This window comes from Streptomyces sp. NPDC046862 (assembly GCF_040704615.1).
Classification (GTDB): Bacteria; Actinomycetota; Actinomycetes; order Streptomycetales; family Streptomycetaceae; genus Streptomyces.
In genome coordinates this window covers 40,636-61,234 of the sequence record NZ_JBEYXP010000006.1, presented here as the reverse complement: position 1 = coordinate 61,234, position 20,599 = coordinate 40,636, and the positions used below count along the sequence as shown (strand labels likewise).

Sequence of the window (20,599 nt, the reverse complement as noted above, 5' to 3'; positions counted from 1 at the left end):
AATAACAGGAGGGCAACCAGAGCCCCAAGATCCTCCCACGCAGAGACCAATTCACTGCCATCACCAATGAATAATCCTCGACGGCAACGCCCCTGCAAGGGGCGCGGGGAACTGCACGCCCAGCCACAACAATCCCGCACGCACCCACCACCCCCACGGGGCAGACGCCGTATCCCGCCCAACCGCCGGAGGCTACGGCAGCAGACCCGCCCGACGCGCAGCCACCACCGCCTCCATCCGTGTATGAGCGCACAGCTTGCGCATCGCCGATCGCAGATACCCCTTCACCGTCTCCGGCCGCAGCCCCAACCGCTCCGCGGCCACCGCGTTGGTGGCCCCGAGGGCGACACATGCCAGGACGTCCACCTCGCGAGGCGTCAGCCCGACCTCCCGCGCCGACGGCTCGGCCGAGACCGCCCGCGCCAGCCGCCCGCACGCCGCCAGCAACTCCTCCCGCAACCCGGGATCCACGATCCGCGACGCCAGCGCCCGCAGCGCCCCGTGCGCCTCACGTACGTCCTCCCAGGCCGCGACGGAGCCGGCACCGGAGCCCGCACCGCAGGCAGCCCCCGAGGCCTCCTCCGGCCCCCGGGACGCGGCCAGCAGGCTCCGCGCCTCGTCCTGGACGACCAGCGCGTGCTCCACGTCCCGCGCCGCGTCCACCGCCGCCGTCAGCATGCGGTCCCCCAACGGCTGCGCCGTCCGCAGAGCGCCGTAGAGAACGCCCCGCACCCGGCGCCGTACGACCACGGGCACGGCCACCACGGACTTGATCCCCTCCGCCGCGACCGCAGCGTCGTACTCGTGGCTGATCTGGCGCGACGACGAGTAGTCCGTCACCGCGCACGGCCGGGCGAGCGCCACCGCCTTGCCGCCGAGGCCGTTGCCCGACGAGACGGCCAGGGCCTGCAGCGCGGTGGTCAGGTTGCCGTTGAGTTCGCTGATGCGCAGCTGCCGGTGCGCCGACTCGACCAGGCCGCCGAACGCCACCGGCACACCCGTCGCGTGCCGCAGCCGAACCAGCGCACCACGCATCTCACGCGCCCCAACCGCGTCCGTCACCACCCGATCGCCCCTTCAACGCCGCTCCACACCCCCGTTCGGGGGTAGTGAGACCTGCATCACGCATTACACGATGTCAGAGGACTGTCCGGCAATGAGGAGGACACATGGCGACGAAGACGAGCGCCACGAACGGGTTCCGGGCAGCACGGGACTTCCTGCTGGCGCACCGCGAGGACTACGCCACGGCCTACCGGGACTTCGTCTGGCCCCGCCCCGACTACTTCAACTGGGCGCTCGACTGGTTCGACGTGATCGCGCGCGGGAACGACCGCACGGCGCTGCACATCGTCGAGGAGGACGGCTCCGAGACCCGTGTCTCCTTCGCCGAGATGTCCGAACGCTCCTCCCGTACCGCCACCTGGCTGCGCGCCCGGGGCGTACGCCCCGACCACCGCGTCCTCGTCATGCTCGGCAACCAGGTGGAGCTGTGGGAGACCGCCCTGGCCGCGATGAAGCTGGGCGCCGTCGTCATCCCCGCCACACCCCTGCTCGGCACGGCCGACCTCACCGACCGGGTCGAGCGCGGCCGCGTACGGCACGTCATCGCCCGCTCCGAGGACACCGGCAAGTTCGCCGAGGTGCCCGGCCGGTACACGCGGATCGCGGTCGGCGGAGCACCGGACGGCTGGCAGGCGTACGAGGGCGCGTACGACGCGTCGCCCGACTTCACCCCTCTCGGACCCACCAACGCCGGCGACCCGCTGATGCTCTACTTCACCTCGGGCACCACCGCCCGCCCGAAGCTCGTCGAGCACACCCATGTGTCGTACCCCATCGGCCACCTGGCGACCATGTACTGGATCGGTCTGAAGCCCGGCGACGTCCACCTGAACATCTCCTCACCCGGCTGGGCCAAGCACGCCTGGTCCAACCTCTTCGCCCCCTGGAACGCCGAGGCGACCGTCTTCATCCACAACTACACACGCTTCGACGCGGCCCGGCTGATGGCGGAGATGGACCGCGCCGGCGTCACCACCTTCTGCGCCCCGCCGACCGTGTGGCGCATGCTCATCCAGTCCGACCTCACCGCGCTGCGCACCCCGCCCCGCGAGGCCCTCGCCGCCGGCGAACCCCTCAACCCCGAGGTCATCGAACAGGTGCGCCGCGCCTGGGGCGTGACCATCCGCGACGGCTTCGGGCAGACGGAGACGGCCGTGCAGGTCTCCAACAGCCCCGGACAGGAGCTGAGGATCGGCTCGATGGGACGGCCCAGCCCCGGCTTCAAGGTCGTGCTCCTCGACCCCGTCTCGGGGGCGCCGGGAGCCGACGAGGGCGAGATCGCGCTCGACCTGCACGGCCGGCCCGTGGGCGTGATGACCGGCTACCACGGCGACCCGGATCGTACGGCCGAGGCGATGGCCGGCGGCTACTACCGCACCGGCGACATCGGAACCCGGGACGCCGACGGCTACATCACCTACGTGGGCCGCGCCGACGACGTGTTCAAGGCCTCCGACTACAAGATCTCCCCGTTCGAGCTGGAGAGCGCGCTGCTGGAGCACGAGGCCGTGGCGGAGGCGGCCGTGGTGCCGGCCCCGGACGAGGTACGGCTCGCGGTGCCGAAGGCGTACATCGTGCTGGCCGAGGGCTGGGAGCCGGGTCCGGACACGGCCAAGGTCCTCTTCGAGCACTCGCGCGAGACCCTCGCGCCCTTCAAGCGCGTGCGCCGCCTGGAGTTCGCCCCGCTCCCGAAGACCGTGTCGGGCAAGATCCGCCGCATCGAGCTCCGCGAGGCCACGGCCGCGGGCTCCGACGCCGAGTACCGCGAGGAGGACTTCCGATGACGGTGACTGTGACCCCACCGCTGTCGTACACGCACGGGACGAGCGGCACGGCCCTGCTCGGGGACACGATCGGGGCCAACCTGGACCGGGCCGTCGCGGCCTGGCCGGACCGTGAGGCGCTGGTCGACGTGGAGTCGGGACGGCGCTGGACCTATGCCCGGTTCGCCGCCGACGTCGACGAGCTGGCGTACGCGCTGCTCGCGAGCGGGGTCGCCAAGGGTGACCGGGTGGGCATCTGGGCGGTCAACTGTCCGGAATGGGTCCTCGTCCAGTACGCCACGGCCCGTATCGGCGCGATCATGGTCAACATCAACCCGGCCTACCGCACCCACGAGGTCCAGTACGTCCTGGGCCAGGCCGGCATCTCCTTCCTCTTCGCCTCCGTCAGCCACAAGACGAGCGACTACCGGGCGATGATCGAGCAGGTGCGGGGAAAGTGCCCGCGGCTCCGGGAGACCGTGTTCATCGGGGACCCGAGCTGGGAGGCGCTGATCGCGCGCGGAACGCCTGTTCCGTACGAGGACCTCTCCTGCGACGACCCGATCAACATCCAGTACACGTCGGGGACCACGGGCTTCCCCAAGGGGGCCACCCTCTCCCACCACAACATCCTCAACAACGGCTACTTCGTGGGCGAGATGATCGCCTACAGTGAGCAGGACCGGGTGTGCGTTCCCGTGCCCTTCTACCACTGCTTCGGCATGGTCATGGGCAATCTGGCCGCCACGTCCCACGGCGCCTGCATCGTGATCCCGGCCCCGTCCTTCGACCCCGGGGCCACGCTGGAGGCCGTCCAGCAGGAGCGCTGCACGTCCCTGTACGGCGTACCCACCATGTTCATCGCGGAGTTGAACCACCCCGACTTCGCGTCGTACGACCTCTCCTCCCTGCGCACCGGCATCATGGCGGGCTCGCCCTGCCCGGTGGAGGTGATGAAGCGGGTGGTCGGCGAGATGAACATGGCCGAGGTCTCGATCTGCTACGGCATGACGGAGACCTCGCCGGTCTCCACGCAGACCCGGCGCGACGACGACCTGGAGCACCGCACGGGCACGGTCGGCCGGGTCCTCCCGCACGTCGAGGTGAAGGTCGTCGACCCGGTGAGTGGTGTCACCCAGCCGCGCGGCACGGCGGGGGAGCTGTGCACCAGGGGCTACAGCGTGATGCTCGGCTACTGGGAGGAGCCCGAGAAGACCGCGGAGTCCATCGATTCCGGGCGCTGGATGCACACGGGGGATCTGGCCGTGATGCGGGAGGACGGGTACGTCGAGATCGTCGGCCGCATCAAGGACATGATCATCCGGGGCGGGGAGAACATCTACCCACGCGAGATCGAGGAGTTCCTGTACGCGCACCCCAAGATCGCCGACGTGCAGGTGGTGGGGGTGCCGCACGAGCGGTACGGGGAGGAGGTGCTCGCGTGTGTGATCCCGCGGGATCCGGCGCACCCGCTGACCCTGGAGGAGCTCCACGCCTTCTGTGACGGCCAGTTGGCGCACTACAAGATCCCGAGCCGGCTGCAGGTGCTGGACGCCTTTCCCATGACGGTGTCCGGGAAGGTGCGGAAGGTCGAGTTGCGGGAGAAGTACGCGGGGAGGGCGGGGCAGGCCCTTTGAGCGCCCCCGCGATCTTTCTCAGGCGCCCGTCGCGACCAGTTCACGCGCGGGGGCGTTCACCGGCCGGGGCGTCCCGGTGAGGTCGAGGACGAAGAGCGGGATTCCGAGACCGTCGGCCCTGCCGCGTGCCTCGGGCGCGAACCCCGCGAGCGAGAAGTACACACAGACCACGGACTCCGTCATGGCCGTCAGCCACAGGCACTCGACGTCGCGCAGCGACGCGGGGTGGACCGTCGGATCAACCTGGGCGAGGACCCCGCGTGCGGCCAGCCCGACCCCCGAGGGTGGCCGCTGGTCCGCCCGGCGCACGTCCCGGTATCCGAGCCACCGGAGGTAGAGCGCGGCCGTGGTGACGGCATCCCGCGCCGAACGGATCGTGAGGGGCTGGAAGGCGGGGCGAGGGGGCGGCGGCACGTGGTCGGGGCCGGGCGAGCCGCCCGGGGACCCGGGCCCGTGAGGACCGGAGGGCCGGGCGGGGGCGTCCGAGGCCCCGCTGCCCCGGTGGCCGGCGGACTGGTCGGCCGAAGCATGGGCGGACCGGTGGCCGGGGCCCACGTCTTGGCCTTCGCCGGCGTGCGCGCCAGACCGGCTGGCGTCCGGTGTGGTGTCGTTGCGGTCGGGGGCGGGCGCGGTGTCGGTGCGGAAACCGCACGCACCGGCCGTGGGCGCGGCGTCCGGGTCCGGGTGGTTGCCCGGGGGTGTGAACTCGGTGTTCGGGTGCGGGTGGTTGGTTGGGCGTGGGGTCCCGGTGTTCGGGTTGGGGTGGTTGTCGGGGTGGGTGGTCCCGATGTCCGGGTCCGGGTGGTTGCCCGGGGGTGTGAACTCGGTGTTCGGGTGCGGGTGGTTGGTTGGGCGTGGGGTCCCGGTGTTCGGGTTGGGGTGGTTGTCGGGGTGGGTGGTCCCGATGTCCGGGTCCGGGTGGTTGCCCGGGGGTGTGAACTCGGTGTTCGGGTGCGGGTGGTTGGTTGGGCGTGGGGTCCCGGTGTTCGGGTCGAGGTGGTTGCCCGGGGGTGTGAACTCGGTGTCCGGGCCCGGATGCTTGCCCGGGCGGGCGACCCTGGTGTCCGTGCCGGGGAGGTTGTCCGCCGGCGCGACCCCGGTGTCCTGCTCCGGAGTGCCGTCCGGGCCGGAGCCCGTAGCGGTTGCCCCTGCGTCGACGTGGGGATCACCCGGCGGTCTGGTCTCGGTCCGCGGGGCGAGGAGGCCGTCGACGAGACCGGTGCCGTCGTCCCCGGCGTACCGCTCTCGTGGACGCAGCGGCCGTAAGGTTCCCGCGACCGGGACGCGTACCACCGTCCCGCAGGGGCAGCCCAGTTCGGGATGTGGCCACTGGTCCTCGCGGCCGCAGGCCCCGCAGCGGACGGCGACCCAGTCCTCGTCCCAGGTGCGGTGGGTGACGACGGTCGGGGTGACGAAAGGGTTCAGCGGCGGACTGACGGGCGCCCCGCACCTGCACGGATAGGCCGGCGCCGCATACCGGTGATCGCGCCGGCAGTCCGGGCACCGCACCACGACGCTCTCGCCCATCGCTCACCCCACCACTGCGCCCTCGGCGCCGCAACAGCCCCTGCAACCCCCTCCATCGTCCTCCAGCGAGGGCCGCGCCGACACCGGAACGCCCGGAGAGGCAGCCCTGATTCGCCGACCGCGTCCGCCGCCGCCCCCACCCGTCGCACTCGGCACCGCACCCCTTGACGGCCCCTACCTCGCCTTCTACATTGCTTTCAGATAGCAGAAAAAACTTTCCGTTATGCGGAAAGCGACTCCGCGGGGCGCGACGGAGGCGCGAGTCCGACAGCCGAAGCAGGAGTACTCCATGGCTCGTATGACCGCTGCCCGCGCGGCAGTCGAGATCCTGAAGCGCGAGGGCGTCCGTGACGCGTTCGGTGTCCCTGGCGCGGCGATCAACCCGTTCTACGCCGCGCTCAAGGCCTCCGGCGGCATCACCCACACCCTCGCCCGCCACGTCGAGGGCGCCTCGCACATGGCCGAGGGCTACACCCGCACCCACCCGGGCAACATCGGTGTCTGCATCGGTACGTCAGGACCGGCCGGCACCGACATGATCACCGGGCTGTACTCCGCGACCGGTGACTCCGTCCCGATCCTCTGCGTCACCGGCCAGGCCCCCACCGCCGTGCTCCACAAGGAGGACTTCCAGGCCGTCGACATCGCGTCCATCGCCAGGCCGGTCACCAAGATGGCCGTCACCGTGCTGGAGGCGGCGCAGGTTCCCGGTGTCTTCCAGCAGGCCTTCCACCTCATGCGCTCGGGCCGCCCCGGACCCGTTCTCATCGACCTGCCCGTCGACGTCCAGCTCACCGAGATCGAGTTCGACCCGGAGACGTACGAGCCGCTGCCGGTCTACAAGCCGGCCGCAACCCGGGCCCAGATCGAGAAGGCCCTCACCCTCCTCTGCGACTCCGAACGGCCGCTCATCGTCGCCGGCGGAGGCGTCATCAACGCCGACGCCTCCGAACTGCTGGTGGAATTCGCGGAGTTGACCGGCGTTCCGGTCGTCCCCACCCTCATGGGCTGGGGCGTCATCCCCGACGACCACGAGCTGAACGCCGGCATGGTCGGCCTGCAGACGTCGCACCGCTACGGCAACGCGACCTTCCTGGAGTCCGACTTCGTCCTCGGCATCGGCAACCGCTGGGCCAACCGCCACACCGGCCGGATCGACGTCTACACGGCCGGCCGGACGTTCGTGCACGTCGACATCGAGCCCACCCAGATCGGCAGGATCTTCGCCCCCGACTACGGCATCGCGTCCGACGCCAGGGCCGCGCTCAAGCTGTTCGTCGAGGTGGCACGGGAGTTGAAGGAGTCCGGCCGGCTGCCCGACCGGTCCGGCTGGGCCGCCGCCGCACAGGAGAGGAAGGCCCGCCTCCAGCGCCGTACGCACTTCGACGACATCCCCATCAAACCGCAGCGCGTGTACGAGGAGATGAACAGGGCGTTCGGGCCGGAGACCCGGTACGTCACCACCATCGGCCTCTCGCAGATCGCCGGCGCCCAGATGCTGCATGTCTACCGGCCCCGTCACTGGATCAACTGCGGCCAGGCGGGCCCCCTCGGCTGGACCGTCCCGGCCGCGCTCGGCGTCGCCAAGGCCGACCCCGAGGCATCCGTCGTCGCGCTCTCCGGCGACTACGACTTCCAGTTCATGATCGAGGAACTCGCCGTGGGGGCGCAGCACCGGATCCCCTACGTCCATGTCCTCGTCAACAACGCCTACTTGGGGCTGATCCGCCAGGCACAGCGCGCCTTCGGCATCGACTTCGAGGTCAACCTGGAGTTCGAGAACATCAACGCGCCCGAACTGGGCGTCTACGGCGTCGATCACGTCAAGGTCGCCGAGGGCCTCGGCTGCAAGGCGATCCGGGTGACCGATCCGAACGAGCTCCGTTCCGCCTTCGAGCAGGCGAAGAAGCTCGCCGCCGAGTACCGGGTGCCGGTCGTCGTCGAGGCGATCCTGGAGCGCGTCACCAACATCTCCATGTCGACGACCAACGACATCAGCGACGTGGTCGAGTTCGAGGAGATCGTCTAGAGGACCGGCCTCCGGCGGAGTCGGGGGACCGGGTGAGGCGGCGTCAGCCCCCGGTCAGCGCCCCGTCAGCGCCCCCCGTCCCGCCCGGCATTCGGCGCGTCCGTACGGCCGTACGCCGTGGCCTGCTGCACGACCTCGCCGTGCAGGCTGACCGAGCAGGTGGCCTTGCCGCCCTCCTTGCCCAGGACGACGGAGGCGGCCGCCGGGGCGCTGCCGCGCCGGGGCAGCTGGGCGCTGACCGTGTGCGGCTGTCCGTCCGTCCCGGCGTAGCTGATCCGGGCCGTGCCGTGGCCGGGGATCCCGTAGGCCACGGGGATGGTCGCTCAGTCCGAGCCGCCGCCCCCGCTGCCGCAGCCGTAGTGCCCGACACCGCCCGTGCCGCCGCCCCGGGAAGAGCCGTGGAAACCCTTGTCCGCCACCTCGGCCCGGGGGAGAAGTCCCGCCCGAAGGGCGAAGCGCGGCGCGAGCGCCCGTAGGGCCGCCTCGCCGTGCAGAGCGACGGCGAGCAGTTGGTCGTGGGCCGTCAGGTCACGCCTGCTCGTGGGCAAGGGGTGCAGCTCCCGCAGGGCCCGCACATGGCGGCGGGCGGCGCGGGTGGGGCCGAGCAGTGGGTAGCGCAGGAGACCGGCCTCCGCCAGGGGAACGCGCATCAGGGCCACCGCAAGACGGATGTCAGGCCGTTTCACCAACTTCCGCAGCCCGCACGGCTCGTTGAGGGACGCGCGCACAGCGCTCTCCAGCGGCGGGAGCGGAGGCGGGGACTGCCCCGGGAGCCCCGGGACCGCGTCCTCGGGCACCGCCTCCACGGTTCGCAGCGTCCCCGGCCGACCGGCTTCCACCGCGCCCCGCAGGTGCAGGCCCACCACGGCGACCGTGACGGCGACGCGGGGACCGCCCCGCAGGAGCGCGATCTCGTGCGGTTCGAGCCGCACCGTCACCACGTCGCCCATCACATCACCCCCGTGCCGGGGCCCGCCGCCCCCGTGCCGACGGGCTCCGTGTGACGAGAATGTGCCCGGGGGCGGGGGGAGTTGAAGCCTGTTGGTGCCGGTTCAGAGCTTGATTTGAGGGTGCCGTAGACGGCCTACGTACGGAGACGTAGGCGCGACACGTGGGTCCGGGCGGCGCCGGCGCTTGGGCGCGACAGGACAGATGTCAGCAACCGGCGCCGCCCGGGGTTCGAGGGGGTCAGACCCGGGCGCCGGAGAGGCGTTCCACCGAGCGCAGCAGGGCCGAGTGGTCCAGGCCGCCGTCGCCCTGGGCGCGGAGGCCGGCGACGAGCTGGGCGACCAGGGCGCCCACGGGGAGGGCGGCGCCCACGGAGCGGGCCGCGTCCGTCACGATGCCCATGTCCTTGTGGTGCAGGTCGATGCGGAAGCCGGGCTTGAAGTCGCGGTTCAGGAAGTTGTCCTTCTTGCGGGTCAGCACCGTGGACCCGGCCAGGCCGCCGCCCAGCACGTCCAGCGCGGCCCTCAGGTCCACGCCGGACTTCTCCAGGAACACCACGGCCTCGGCGCACGCCTGGATGTTCACGGCGACGATCAGCTGGTTCGCGGCCTTCACGGTCTGGCCCGAGCCGTGCGGGCCGCACAGCACGATCGTCCTGCCGAGCGCCTCGAAGACCGGCCGTGCGGCGTCGAAGTCGGCCTGTTCCCCGCCGGCCATGATGGACAGCACGGCCTCGATCGCACCGGCCTCACCGCCGGACACGGGGGCGTCCAGGACGCGGATGCCCTTGGCCTTGGCGGCCGACGCCAGGTCGATGGAGGTCTGTGGGGTGATGGAGGACATGTCGATCAGGAGGGCGCCCCGCCCGGCGTTCTCCAGGATGCCGTCCGGGCCGTACACGATCGCCTCGACCTGCGGGGAGGCGGGCACCATCGTGATGATCACGTCGGCGTCCCGCACGGCCTCGGCGACGGACCCGGCCACGGAGCCTCCGGCGGCGGCCAGTCGGTCCAGCTTCTCCTGCTCCAGCGTGAACCCGGTGACGTCGTAACCCGCCTTGATCAGGTTCTCGGACATGGGGGAGCCCATGATGCCGAGGCCTATCCAGGCGACCTTGGGGAGTGCGTTGCTCATGTCGGGGGTGCCTTTCGGTACGGGGGTCAGCGGGGCAGCCACTCGAAGGCCTCGGCGCTCGGCCGGTCGCCCGGCTTGTACTCCAGGCCGACCCAGCCCGCGTAACCGGCCTTGTGGAGCTGGTCGAGCAACTCCTCCAGCGGAAGCGCGCCCGTGCCCGGTGCGCCACGGCCGGGGTTGTCGGCGATCTGGACGTGCCCGGTCCTGTCCGCGTACGTGTCGATCACCCGCCGCAGGTCCTCGCCGTTCATGGACAGGTGGTAGAGGTCCATCAGGAACCGCGCGTTGCCGAGGCCCGACGCCCGGTTGACCTTGTCGACGACCTCTACGGCCGCCGGTGCCGACACCAGCGGGTAGCGCGGGGACTCCGGTGCGTTGAGGGCCTCCACCAGCAGGATCGCGCCGATCCGGTCGGCGGCCCGGGCCGCGAGCACCAGGTTCTCCAGGGCGAGTTCGTCCTGCTCGGCGGGGTCGACACCCTCGACCCGGTTGCCGTACAGGGCGTTGAGCGCCGTGCAGCCGAGGGAGGCGGCGAAGTCGGCGGCCACGTCGATGTTCGCGCGGAACCGCTCCGACTCCTCACCGGGGACCGAGAGGGCGCCGCGGTCCGGGCCCGGCAGCTGTCCCGCGTAGAAGTTCAGCCCCGTGAGCCGGACGCCCGCGTCCTCGATCGCCTTCCTCAGCGCGTCGAGCTCGGACCGCCCGGGGGTGGGGGAGTCGACCCAGGGCCACCACAGCTCGACCGCGGTGAAGCCCGCCGCTGCGGCGGCCGCGGGGCGCTCCAGGAGCGGGAGTTCCGTGAAGAGGATCGACAGGTTGACGTTGAAGCGCTGGTCTGCGAATCCCATCGGCGCTGAGCCTCATTCCGGTTGCGAATTCCGTATCGCGGAAACTAGTTTCTGCTCAATGGAAGACTGCCGAGAGGTGGAGGCGGCTGTCAAGAGCCGCGCACGAAATGTGCCCCCGCGCGAGCCGCGCGGGGGCACTTCCGGGGATTCCAGGGCATCGCTCAGAGCGCGTCCACGGCACTCACCTTCCAGCCGCCGGAGGTACGGGTGAGCGTCATCCGCACCCGGTTCAGATCCACCCGGGGTCCCGCCACCCGGGTGCTCTCGGTGACCTGGTTGACGAACAGCAGGACCACGACCCGGTCCGGTGCGGCCGACACGACGGAGGCCGCCGGGACGCCGCCGTCCGCGGGCGCCGCCACCGTCGCCTTCACCACCCCGTGGTACTTCCTGGCCGTCGGCCCGACGACCGTTTTCGTCGTCCTCGCGTACTCGTCACGGAACTTCCCGGTCAGCTGGGCGCTGGCCCGGGCGAAGTCCCGGTCCAGCCGCCGATAGTCGTACGACAGCACGACCGGCGCCGCCTTCCGCGCGGCCGCCAGGGCCTCGACACGGGCCTGCTGCGTCTGCCGCCCCTCCCGGTACTGCCACCCGAGCACGCCGACGGCGACCAGCCCGGCCACGAGAACGCCGCAGAGGGCGAGGGCGAGCAGCGGCAGGCGCCGGGGTGTGCCCTCCGCCGGTTCCTCCTCGGACTCCGCCGCCGGCTCCTCCTCGGACTCCGCCGCCGGTTCCGGCGGGTCCTCCCAGCCGTCCGGGACCTCGATGAGCACGGTGCGTCCGGAGTGCTCCTCCTGGTCCTGCCCGGGCGCCTCTTTCACGGATTCCGCGCGCCGGGCGCGCTTGGCCGCGGCGCGCGCGGCCGCCGTCATGGTGCCCCGGGTGGTCGTCCTCGCCATGGTCGTCCTCCTCAGCTCTGGTGACATCAGCCGACGAACTCGACGTCGGACGTCAGCCAGCGACCGCCCTGGCGTACGAGGTCCAGCTGGAGCCGGTACGTGCGTGCCTCGCCCTTGGGCACGGCGGTGTTGGTCACCTCGCTGTCGGCGACGACCAGGACCCGGGCCGAGCGTCCGTCGGACCGCACGATGCCCGCGTCGAGGACCTGCCCCTCGGACACGGACTTGTTCCGGGCGACGAGCTCGGTCAACTGCCGGGTCTGCGCGGCGAACTGCTTCTTGAAGTCGCCCGTGGCGCCCTCCAGCACGTTCCCGCTGTCCCGGTCGTAGTGCCGGTAGTCGAGCGAGGTGAAGTTCAGCGCCGACTGGCGGGCCGCGGCGAGGATGTCCTGACGCCGCTGCTCCGCCCCTCGCTGTTCGTGGAGCTGGAGGCTCAGCCAGATCGCCAGGACGGTGGTGAGGACGGTCGCCACCACCAGCCCCACGGTGCGGGCCCTGCTCATGCGGGCCCCGCTCACGGGGGTCCTGTTGATGCGGGCCCTGCTCATGCCATCGGTCCGACGAGCAGCCATTGCCACGACTCCTTTCCGAACAGGGTCTGTTGGCCGCCCGTCGAGCCGATCTCGACGGGCGTCCCGTCCGGGCCGGCGGCGGTGCCGGTCTCCGGGTCGTACGGGGTCACGTACGCGGCCCGGTCGGCATCGCCCGAACCGGCCGACGCGCCGGGAGCGTTCTGCGCGCCGCGCACGGACGTGCCGCTGCCGCGCGGTGCCGTGCAGCGGGCGCCGGTGTTCGCCGTCCGCGTGCTGGTGTCGTCGGGGTCGCGCCGCCGCGTTCCGCCGTAACCCCGGGTGCAGGGCGGCGGGTCGTCCGCGTTCAGGACGAGACCGAAGTGGGTGGTGCCGTCGCCGGGGACCACGGTGTAGCTGCCGGCGACGACCACCGGGAAGGTGACCAGGGCCTGTTCGACACCGGGCAGCCGGGCCACGGTGACCTGGCCGCCGCTGATCAGGTTGGCCAGCAGGACCGGCAGGTCCGGCCGGGTGGACCTCAGCAGTGAGTCGACCTCCTGCGCGGCCGGGGCCGCGTTGCCGACCAGCCGGCGCAGGTCCGGGTCGCTCGACTTCAACTGCGCCGTGAGCGAGGCCAGATCGCGCGAGAACGACCTGATGGCCGACCCCTGATCGGCCTGCGTCCTCAGCACCGTCCGCGAGTCCTCTATCAGCGAGACCGTCTCCGGGAGATTCCGCGAGGCCTCCTCGACGAGTTCGTTGCCCGAGTCCACCAGCCTGCTCAGCGCCGGTCCGGTGCCGGAGAAGGCCTTGCCCAACTCGTCGACGGTGGTGTGCAGATCGTCCTTGCCCACCGAGTTCACCAGCCGGTCCAGACCGAGCACGAGGTCGGTGGTGGGCAGCGGCAGGCGGGTGCGGTCGCGTGGGATCGGGCTGCCGTCGATCAGGTACGGACCGCCCCGCCGCCGCGGTTGCAGGTCCACGTACTGCTCGCCCACCGCCGACCGGTTGGCCACCACCGCCAGCGTGTCGGCCGGGATGCGCGGCGCGTCGTCCTCGATCTTCAGGGCCACGGACACGCCGTCACCGGTCAGCCGCAGCGCGCCCACCCGGCCCACCGGCACCCCGCGGTAGGTGACCTCGGAGCCGGAGAAGACGCCCCCGGAGTCGGCGAAGTCGGCCCGCACGGTGTAGCCGCGGTCGAGCACGTCGTCCACCAGGCCGGTGTACTCGGCGCCGACGTACGACACCCCGACGGCGGTGACCGTGGCGAAGGCGAGCAACTGGGCCTTGACCGTACGTGTGATCACGGCTGCATCCCCTTCAGCAGGAGCTCGGCGAGAGCGAGGTCGACGCCCTGTGGGAGACGGCCGGAGGCGGCTCCGGTCCCGGAGCCCGTGGTGCCGTAACCCGTGGTGCCGTAGCCCGCGCTGCCGTAACTCGCGGTGCACACCGGCGGGCACAGCGGGTCGCCGCCGTCCCCGGGCGCCGACGGCTCGACGGGCACGTCAGGCGTGTCAGGCGTGTCCGGGGTGCCGGGCAGCGAGGTCGGCGTCGGGACGCCGGGCACGTCCGGGAGGCCCGGCACGTCCGGTGCGCCGTTCCCGCCCGAGTCGCTGTCGCCGTCTCCACCGCCCGACCCCTTCCCGTCGTCGGTGAGGTTGCCGTAGAGGCCCGCCAGGTCGAGGTCGGCCGTGAGGTGGAGGTTGACGTAGTCGCCCTTGATGGCATCCGCCGCGTTGCGCGGGAACGGGTAAGTGGTCAGCAACTCAAGGGAGTTGGGCAGATCGCTGCCCGCCTTGTTCAACTGAGCGAGGATCGGCCTCAGGTGCCTGAGGTTGGCGACGGTGTCGTCCCGCGAGGCGTTGACGACCCTGGTGCCGGTCTCGCCGAGCTTCGACAGGGCGGTGAGCATGCGCGTCAGGTCCTGGCGCTGGTCGGCGAGGACCTTCAGCGCGGGCGGCAACGTGTCGACGGCCACGGCGATCGTCTTCTTCTCCGTCCGCAGCCGCTTCGCCAGCCGGTCGACGCCCTTGAGCGCGCGGACGATCTCCGCGCGTTGGTCGTCGAGCCCGCCCAGGAACGTGTCGAGTTCCTTCAGAAGCGACCTGACCCGGTTCTCCCGGCCGTCCAGGGCCTTGTCGAGCTCCACGGTGATCGTCTTGAGCTGGGCGACCCCGCCGCCGTTGAGGAGCGCGGAGAGGGCGGACAGCACCTCCTCGATCTCCGGGTCCCGGCCGCTGCGGGACAGCGGGATCCGGTCGCCGTCGCGCAGCCGCCCCACGGGCTCGACACCGGTCGGCCGGGACAGGGCCACGTACTTCTCGCCGAGCATGCTGGTCTGCCGCAGCTCCGCGACCGCGTTGCCGGGCAGCCTCACCGAGTCGGCCACCCGCAGCCGCACCCGGGCGTGCCAGCCGTCCAGCTCCACCTTCTCGACGGCGCCCACGGTCACGTTGTTCACCTTGACGGCCGACTGCGGGACCAGGTCCAGCACGTCCCGGAACTCGACCGTGACGTGGTAGGCGTGCCCGTCCGCCGCGGCTCCCCCGGGGAGCGGGACGTCGTACCAGCCGTTGAACTCGCAGCCCGTCAGCAGCCCCGACAGCAGCACCGAACCGGCCGCCGCCCACGCGGCCACCCTCGTCCTGCGGGAGACACTCATGCGCCGGCCCCCAGGATCCCGCCCAGCGTCCGGTCGACCGTGCCCGTCCCGGCCGGGGCCGACGGCACCTCGGGCAGGGAGTCGAACAGTTTCTTCAGCTCCTTGCAGTCGGGATTCCTGCCGCCCTCGTCGCCGGTCGTCCTCAGGAGGGAGCAGAGCAGGGCGGCCGGATCCTGCGCCTGCTGTGCGTTGTTGCGGGTGTCGAGGGTGCCGGCGGAGGCGTTGTACGTGTTCTGCTGGTTCGACAGCCCCGTCGGAGCTACCTCCAACAGCTCCTGCAGTGCGGCCCGTTGGGTGACGAGGACCTTGGTGACCTTGCTGAGGGACCGCACGTCGGAGGTCAGCTCCTTCTTGTTGCCCTTCACGAAGCCGGACACGTCTCCGAGGGCCGCGCCCAGGTGCTTCAGCGCCGCCGCGAGGTCCTCACGCTCCCCGGCGAGCTGCCCCGCCACCTCGGCGAGGTCGCTGTTGAAGGACCGCACGCTCTTGTCGTCGGCCGCCAGCGCGGCGGTGAACACCTGAAGGTTGCGTACGGTGCCGAACAGGTCCTCGCGGCCGTCGGACAGCGTGGTGACCGCCTGCGAGAGGTCCTCCACCGTCCGGTTGAGGTTCTCGCCCTGCCCGTCGAGGTTGTCCGCGCTCACGCCCAGCAGGCGCGACAGGGAGCCGTCCTTGTTGGCGCCCTTCGGGCCGAGTGCCTCGGAGGTGGTGTGCAGGCTGTCGAAGATCCGGTCCAGCTCGACGGGGACGGCCGTGCGCGACTCGGGGATGACGTCGCCGTCCCGCAGCACCGGCCCCTTCCGGTACACCGGCAGCAGCTGCACGTAACGGTCGCTCACCACCGAGGAGTTGATGATGGCGGCCTGCGCGTCCGCGGGGATCCGGCGGCCCTGGTCGTACTCCAGCTCCACCCGCACCCGGCCGCCCTCCGGAGTGATGTCCTCGACCTCGCCGACGCGGACGCCGAGGACGCGGACGTCCGAGCCGGGGTAGATACCGACGGTGCGCGGGAAGTACGCCGTGACGTGGACCTTCTCGGAGCGCGGCCACAGCACGACGGCGAGCGCGGCGACGACGGCGAGCGCCGTGAGCAGGCCAAGGCCTCGCCGTACGGGGAAGCGTCCAGTCATCGTGTGCCTCCCGTCCTGGGAACCACCGGAGCCGCGACCAGGTTCTGGACGTAGGAGTCGAACCAGTGGCCGTTTCCGAGGGTGTTGGTGAAGACCCGCACGTACGGAGCGAGCAGCTCGACACTCCGGTCGAGGCTCGCCTGGTTGCGTTCGAGCATGCTGACGAACGTGTCGAGGTTCTTGAGAGCGGGACCGATCTGCTTGCGGTTGTCCTCGACCAGGCCGGACAGCTCGACGCCCAACAGGGCCGAGCTCTTGAGGAGTTGGTGGATCGCCTCCCGCCGCCTGCTGATCTCCCGCAACAGTTCGTCGCCGTCCTTCACCAGCGCGGAGAAGTCCTTCGAGCGCTCGGCCAGCACCTTGGTGACTCCCTGGGCGTGGTCGAGGAGCCCGCGCAGCGCCTTGTCGCGTGAGGCGATCGTCCGGGAGATCCTCGACAGTCCCTCGACGGACGCCCGTACCTCCGCGGGCGAGTCCTGGAAGGTGGTGGAGATCGTGTCCAGCGCCCTCGCGAGCCGGTCCGTGTCGACCTTCTCCGTCGTGGTCGTCAGATCGCTGAACGCCTGCACGACGTCGTACGCCGACACCGTCCGCCGCAGCGGGATCTCAACTCCGGGCTTCAACCGGCCCGGGCCCTTCGGGTGCAGTGCCAGGTACTTCGCGCCAAGGATCGTCTTCACCCGGATCGACGCGCCGGTGTCGGTGCCGAACTCCGGCTCGCCCTTGACCTTGAAGGTCACCTTGACGTGGTCGCCGTCCAGGTCGACCTCCTCGACCTTGCCGACCTTGACCCCGGCGATCCGCACCTCGTCGCCCGGCTTGAGACCGCCCGCCTCCGAGAAGGCGGCGCTGTACGTCTCGCCGTCGCCGATGAGCGGCAGCCGGTCGGCGTTGAACGCGGCGACGGCCAGCAGCGCCAGGACGGTGAGACCGACGGCGCCGATGACCACGGGGTTGCGGTCACGGAAAGGCGTCGGACGGTGTCCCCTGCGGGGCAACAGCCGGGGCAGACCGGGCAGTTCGGGTGGCAGGATGCGCACCTTGACGAGCGGCTCGGGCCGTTGCCGTCGGCGCGTGAGCGGGCTCGGTCCGGGCGGCTTGGGCAGATCGGGCCGCTTGGGCCGCATGGGCGGCCGAGGCAGCTTCGGTGGCAGGATGCGCACCTTCACCAGGGGCTCCGGCCGCTGCTTTCCGCGCGGGAGCAGGCGCGGCCGAGAAGGCCGCGGCAGCCGCTGCAGCTTGGGCAGCCGGGGCAGCTTCGGTGGCAGGATCCGCACCTTCACCAAAGGCTCCGGCCGCCGCTTCCGGCGCGGCACCATGCGTCGCCCGTTCATCTGTCGCCCGCTCATCCGCCGCACCTCGCCCGCGCCACGTGGAGTTCGGGGGTGAGCACCTGCTTGGTCTTCGGCAGCACGATCCGGCCGTCGAAGTCGCAGAGGTAGAAGTTGAACCACGAGCCGTAGGACGCCGTCCCTGTCAGCTCGTTCAGCTTGTTCGGCAGCCGCTTCAGCACTCCCTCCACGGTCTTCTCGTTGTCGTTCAGCGTTCCGGTGAGCTCGTTCAGCCCGGCGATGTCGTCCTTCAGCGGCGGACGCGCGTCCTTCAGCAGCCCCGACGTGGCGTCCGTGAGGTCCGCGATGCCCGCCAGGGACGCCCCGATGGGCTTGCGGTCGGCGGCCAGCCCGGAGACCACCCGCCGCAGCTGCGTCAGCAGCGCGGAGAAACGGGCGCCGCGCCGGTCGAGCGTGTCCAGCACGGTGTTGAGGTTGTCGATCACGGAGCCGATCAGCTCGTCGCGGTCGGCGAGCGTGGTCGTGAGCGAAGCCGTGTGCGCGAGCAGGCTGTTCACCGTGCCGCCCTCTCCCTGGAGCGTCCGGATGATCTCGGTGGCCAGCTGGTTGACGTCGTGCGGGCTGAGCGCGGCGAACAACGGCTTGAAGCCGTTCAGCAGCGCGTTGAGGTCCAGCGCGGGCCGGGTCCTGGACAGCGGGATGGTGCCGCCGGGCCGGAGCCGGGTGCCGTCGCCCGTGCCCTCGGTCAGCGCGACGTACCGCTGTCCCACCAGGTTGCGGTAGCGGACGACCGCGCCGGTGCCGGCCGGCAGCGGCCGGTCCGCGGTGACGGTGAACGTGACCTCGGCCAGTGTCCGGTCCTTGATCCGGATGCCCTCGACCTCGCCGACCCGCACTCCGGCGACACGGATGTCGTCGCCCTTCTCCAGCCCGGTCACATCGCTGAACACCGCGTGGTACGTGTGCTTCGGAGTGAAGTCGACGTTGACGATGGTGGCGGCGAGCAGGGCCGTAGCCACCATCGTGACCAGCGCGAACAGACTGAACTTCACCAACGGCGCCATCGCTTGGCGCGCTCCCCTCGTCCTCATGCCACGCTCACCGCCGTCCCACGGACCAGCGGACCGAACAGCAGGGTCGCCACGGGCGGCACCTCGTCCGCGGGTACGCCCATGACGGGAGCCACGAGCGAGCCCACGGCCCGCTGCTCTGCCCCGGTGGCGGACACACCGAGCCCGCCGGGCAGTCCGCCGCCGCCCGAACTCCCCGACGCCGTCCCGTCCTTGAGGTCGGTGTGCGGAGCGGGCACCCCCGGATGCGGCAGCCCCCGGCAGTCCGGCCCCGACCGCTCCCCGTAGCGCGGTTCCTCACCGGGCTCGTACGCCCCCTGCGGACGGACGACTTCGAGGGTGATGTGCATCGTGCCGCCCCGGAACGCGTCCTCCGACGCCTGCTCCTGCCGGACCAGTCCGTCGAGCAGACAGGGGTACTCGGGGGAGTAGCGGGCGAAGAGCTCCAGCGTGGGGCGGGAGACCCGGCCGAGGGTGATCAGCCGGTCGCCGTTCTCGTCGAGGAAGTCCTCCGCGGTGCCCGCGGTGGTGGTCGTGGAGCGGAGGGCGGCGGCCAGCCGGTCCTTCTTCTCGACGAGCGTGCGGCTGGTGGTGACCGTGTTCCGCAGGATCCTCAACAGGTCGGGCGCGGCGTCCCCGTACACCTCCGCCACGTCGGCGAAGCGCGAGATGTCCTCCTTGAGGGACGGCAGATGCGGGTTGAGGCGGCGCAGATATCCCTCGACCCGGGTGAGGTTGTCGCCGATCCGGTCGCCGCGGCCCTCGAGCGCGGTGGCGAACGCCGAGAGCGTGGCGTTGAGTTCACCCGGCCTGACGGCGCGCAGCAGCGGCAGCAGGTCGTTCATCAGCTGCTGCACCTCGATGCCGGCCCTGGTGCGGTCCTGCGTGATGACGTCCCCTGCACGGATGGGCCGGGCCGAAGCCCCGCGCGGTGCGACCAGGTCGACGTACTTCTCACCGAACAGCGTCTTGGGCAGCAGCCGCGCGTGCACGTCCGCCGGGATGTACGTGACGTACTCCGGCTTGAGGGCGATGTCGAGCGTCGCCTTCCTCCCGTCCGCGTGCACCTCGCGCACCTCGCCGACCAGGAGCCCGCGCAGCTTGACGTCGGCGCGCGGATCGAGCTGGTTGCCGAGGGTGTCGGCCTCCAGGGTGATCCGTACGACGGAGGTGAACGCCTGCTGGTAGACGGCCACGGCGAGCGACAGCAGCAGGGCGAGTACGACGAGGAAGACGACGCCGTACAACCGCAGTCTGATCCTTCGCACCGGCCTCATCCCGCGATCCGTACGGTCGTGTTGGCGCCCCAGATGGCGAGGCTGAGGAAGAAGTCCAGGACGTTGATCGCCACGATGGACGTGCGCACGGCGCGGCCCACCGCGACACCGACGCCGGCCGGGCCGCCGCTCGCGTGGTAGCCGTAGTAGCAGTGCACCAGGATGATCAGGACGGCGAAGACGATCACCTTGCCGAAGGACCACAGCACGTCGACCGGCGGCAGGTACTGGTGGAAGTAGTGGTCGTAAGTGCCCGTCGACTGCCCGTAGTAGACGGTGGTGATGGTGCGGGCGGCCAGGTACGAGGAGAGCAGCCCGATCACGTACAGCGGGATCACGGCGACGAAACCGGCGATCATCCGGGTCGTCACCAGGAACGGCAGCGAGGGCACGCCCATCACTTCCAGCGCGTCGGTCTCCTCGCTGATCCGCATCGCGCCGAGCTGCGCGGTGAACCCCGCGCCCACGGTGGCGGACAGGGCAAGCCCGGCCACCAGTGGCGCGATCTCCCGGGTGTTGAAGTATGCCGACAGGAACGCCACGAAGTTCGAGGTGCCGAGCTGGTTGAGGGCCGCGTAGCCCTGGAGGCCGACCTCGGTGCCCGTGAAGAACGACAGGAAGGCGATCACGCCGACCGTGCCGCCCACGACCGCGAGGGCGCCGCGGCCGAAGCTCACCTCGGCGAGGAGCCGCAGGATCTCCTTCTTGTAGCGGCGCAGGGTGCGGCCGGTCCAGGCCAGGGACCGCCCGTAGAAGGTCAGCTGGGCACCCAGCTCCTCCAGACGATTCGACAGTGCCATGCC

At 71.2% G+C, this 20,599-nt stretch carries 17 protein-coding genes and 2 pseudogenes; 3 read left to right on the top strand and 16 right to left on the bottom strand.

Annotation, left to right across the window (positions count from 1 at the left end; translation table 11 throughout):
• Nucleotides 1–192 precede the first annotated feature (192 nt).
• Nucleotides 193–1,065 carry a LuxR C-terminal-related transcriptional regulator gene (locus AB0959_RS08465; RefSeq protein ID WP_366825550.1) on the bottom strand — a complete coding sequence of 291 codons (873 nt, stop codon included), beginning with the start codon at nucleotides 1,063–1,065 and terminating at the stop codon, nucleotides 193–195.
• Between the two features lie 104 nt (nucleotides 1,066–1,169).
• On the opposite strand from AB0959_RS08465, the gene AB0959_RS08460 reads away from it, so the two are divergent.
• Together AB0959_RS08460 and AB0959_RS08455 are read left to right on the top strand one after the other, a co-directional pair.
• Nucleotides 1,170–2,849 carry an AMP-binding protein gene (locus AB0959_RS08460; protein WP_366825549.1) on the top strand — a complete coding sequence of 560 codons (1,680 nt, stop codon included), beginning with the start codon at nucleotides 1,170–1,172 and terminating at the stop codon, nucleotides 2,847–2,849.
• Entirely contained in the window at nucleotides 2,846–4,465 is a 1,620-nt protein-coding gene (locus tag AB0959_RS08455; protein WP_366825548.1) for an AMP-binding protein, read from the top strand. The genes AB0959_RS08460 and AB0959_RS08455 overlap by 4 nt, the downstream gene beginning before the upstream one ends.
• 18 nt (nucleotides 4,466–4,483) lie before the next feature.
• On the opposite strand, the pseudogene AB0959_RS08450 reads toward AB0959_RS08455, so the two are convergent.
• Both AB0959_RS08450 and AB0959_RS08445 read right to left on the bottom strand, forming a co-directional pair.
• Nucleotides 4,484–4,864, bottom strand: a pseudogene (locus AB0959_RS08450) (hypothetical protein); the annotation flags it as partial.
• Between the two features lie 870 nt (nucleotides 4,865–5,734).
• Nucleotides 5,735–5,992, bottom strand: a pseudogene (locus tag AB0959_RS08445) (hypothetical protein); the annotation flags it as partial.
• A 289-nt stretch (nucleotides 5,993–6,281) separates the two neighbouring features.
• On the opposite strand from AB0959_RS08445, the gene gcl reads away from it, so the two are divergent.
• Nucleotides 6,282–8,021 carry a glyoxylate carboligase gene (gene gcl, locus AB0959_RS08440; protein ID WP_366825547.1) on the top strand — a complete coding sequence of 580 codons (1,740 nt, stop codon included), beginning with the start codon at nucleotides 6,282–6,284 and terminating at the stop codon, nucleotides 8,019–8,021.
• A 65-nt stretch (nucleotides 8,022–8,086) separates the two neighbouring features.
• Here the strand turns inward: gcl and AB0959_RS08435 are convergent, their stop codons facing one another.
• The 13 genes from AB0959_RS08435 to AB0959_RS08375 all read right to left on the bottom strand — a co-directional run bounded on the left by AB0959_RS08435 (nucleotide 8,087) and on the right by AB0959_RS08375 (nucleotide 20,596).
• Nucleotides 8,087–8,332: a hypothetical protein gene (locus AB0959_RS08435; protein WP_366825546.1), complete on the bottom strand. Its 246-nt coding sequence runs from the start codon at nucleotides 8,330–8,332 to the stop codon at nucleotides 8,087–8,089.
• A gap of 12 nt (nucleotides 8,333–8,344) precedes the next feature.
• The gene (locus tag AB0959_RS08430) at nucleotides 8,345–8,971 is read right to left on the bottom strand and encodes a TIGR04222 domain-containing membrane protein (RefSeq protein WP_366825545.1); all 627 of its coding nucleotides are present in this window, start codon (nucleotides 8,969–8,971) and stop codon (nucleotides 8,345–8,347) included.
• Between the two features lie 238 nt (nucleotides 8,972–9,209).
• Nucleotides 9,210–10,103 carry a 2-hydroxy-3-oxopropionate reductase gene (locus AB0959_RS08425; protein ID WP_366825544.1) on the bottom strand — a complete coding sequence of 298 codons (894 nt, stop codon included), beginning with the start codon at nucleotides 10,101–10,103 and terminating at the stop codon, nucleotides 9,210–9,212.
• A gap of 26 nt (nucleotides 10,104–10,129) precedes the next feature.
• Entirely contained in the window at nucleotides 10,130–10,951 is an 822-nt protein-coding gene (locus AB0959_RS08420) for a TIM barrel protein (RefSeq protein ID WP_366825543.1), read from the bottom strand.
• A gap of 161 nt (nucleotides 10,952–11,112) precedes the next feature.
• Nucleotides 11,113–11,850 carry a hypothetical protein gene (locus AB0959_RS08415; protein WP_366825542.1) on the bottom strand — a complete coding sequence of 246 codons (738 nt, stop codon included), beginning with the start codon at nucleotides 11,848–11,850 and terminating at the stop codon, nucleotides 11,113–11,115.
• Between the two features lie 26 nt (nucleotides 11,851–11,876).
• Nucleotides 11,877–12,422, bottom strand: a complete 546-nt coding sequence (locus AB0959_RS08410; protein WP_366825541.1) for a hypothetical protein — start codon at nucleotides 12,420–12,422, stop codon at nucleotides 11,877–11,879.
• Nucleotides 12,395–13,672 carry an MlaD family protein gene (locus tag AB0959_RS08405; protein ID WP_366825540.1) on the bottom strand — a complete coding sequence of 426 codons (1,278 nt, stop codon included), beginning with the start codon at nucleotides 13,670–13,672 and terminating at the stop codon, nucleotides 12,395–12,397. Before AB0959_RS08405 ends, AB0959_RS08410 begins: the two co-directional genes overlap by 28 nt.
• The gene (locus AB0959_RS08400) at nucleotides 13,669–15,027 is read right to left on the bottom strand and encodes an MCE family protein (protein ID WP_366825539.1); all 1,359 of its coding nucleotides are present in this window, start codon (nucleotides 15,025–15,027) and stop codon (nucleotides 13,669–13,671) included. Before AB0959_RS08400 ends, AB0959_RS08405 begins: the two co-directional genes overlap by 4 nt.
• On the bottom strand, nucleotides 15,024–16,157 hold the full coding sequence (locus tag AB0959_RS08395) for an MCE family protein (RefSeq protein ID WP_366825538.1): 1,134 nt from the start codon (nucleotides 16,155–16,157) through the stop codon (nucleotides 15,024–15,026). Before AB0959_RS08395 ends, AB0959_RS08400 begins: the two co-directional genes overlap by 4 nt.
• On the bottom strand, nucleotides 16,154–17,191 hold the full coding sequence (locus AB0959_RS08390) for an MCE family protein (RefSeq protein WP_366825717.1): 1,038 nt from the start codon (nucleotides 17,189–17,191) through the stop codon (nucleotides 16,154–16,156). The genes AB0959_RS08395 and AB0959_RS08390 overlap by 4 nt, the downstream gene beginning before the upstream one ends.
• Before the next feature lie 311 nt (nucleotides 17,192–17,502).
• Nucleotides 17,503–18,540: an MlaD family protein gene (locus AB0959_RS08385; protein WP_366825537.1), complete on the bottom strand. Its 1,038-nt coding sequence runs from the start codon at nucleotides 18,538–18,540 to the stop codon at nucleotides 17,503–17,505.
• On the bottom strand, nucleotides 18,537–19,796 hold the full coding sequence (locus AB0959_RS08380; RefSeq protein WP_366825536.1) for an MCE family protein: 1,260 nt from the start codon (nucleotides 19,794–19,796) through the stop codon (nucleotides 18,537–18,539). The genes AB0959_RS08385 and AB0959_RS08380 overlap by 4 nt, the downstream gene beginning before the upstream one ends.
• Entirely contained in the window at nucleotides 19,793–20,596 is an 804-nt protein-coding gene (locus AB0959_RS08375) for an ABC transporter permease (RefSeq protein ID WP_366825535.1), read from the bottom strand. Before AB0959_RS08375 ends, AB0959_RS08380 begins: the two co-directional genes overlap by 4 nt.
• Nucleotides 20,597–20,599: the final 3 nt, after the last annotated feature.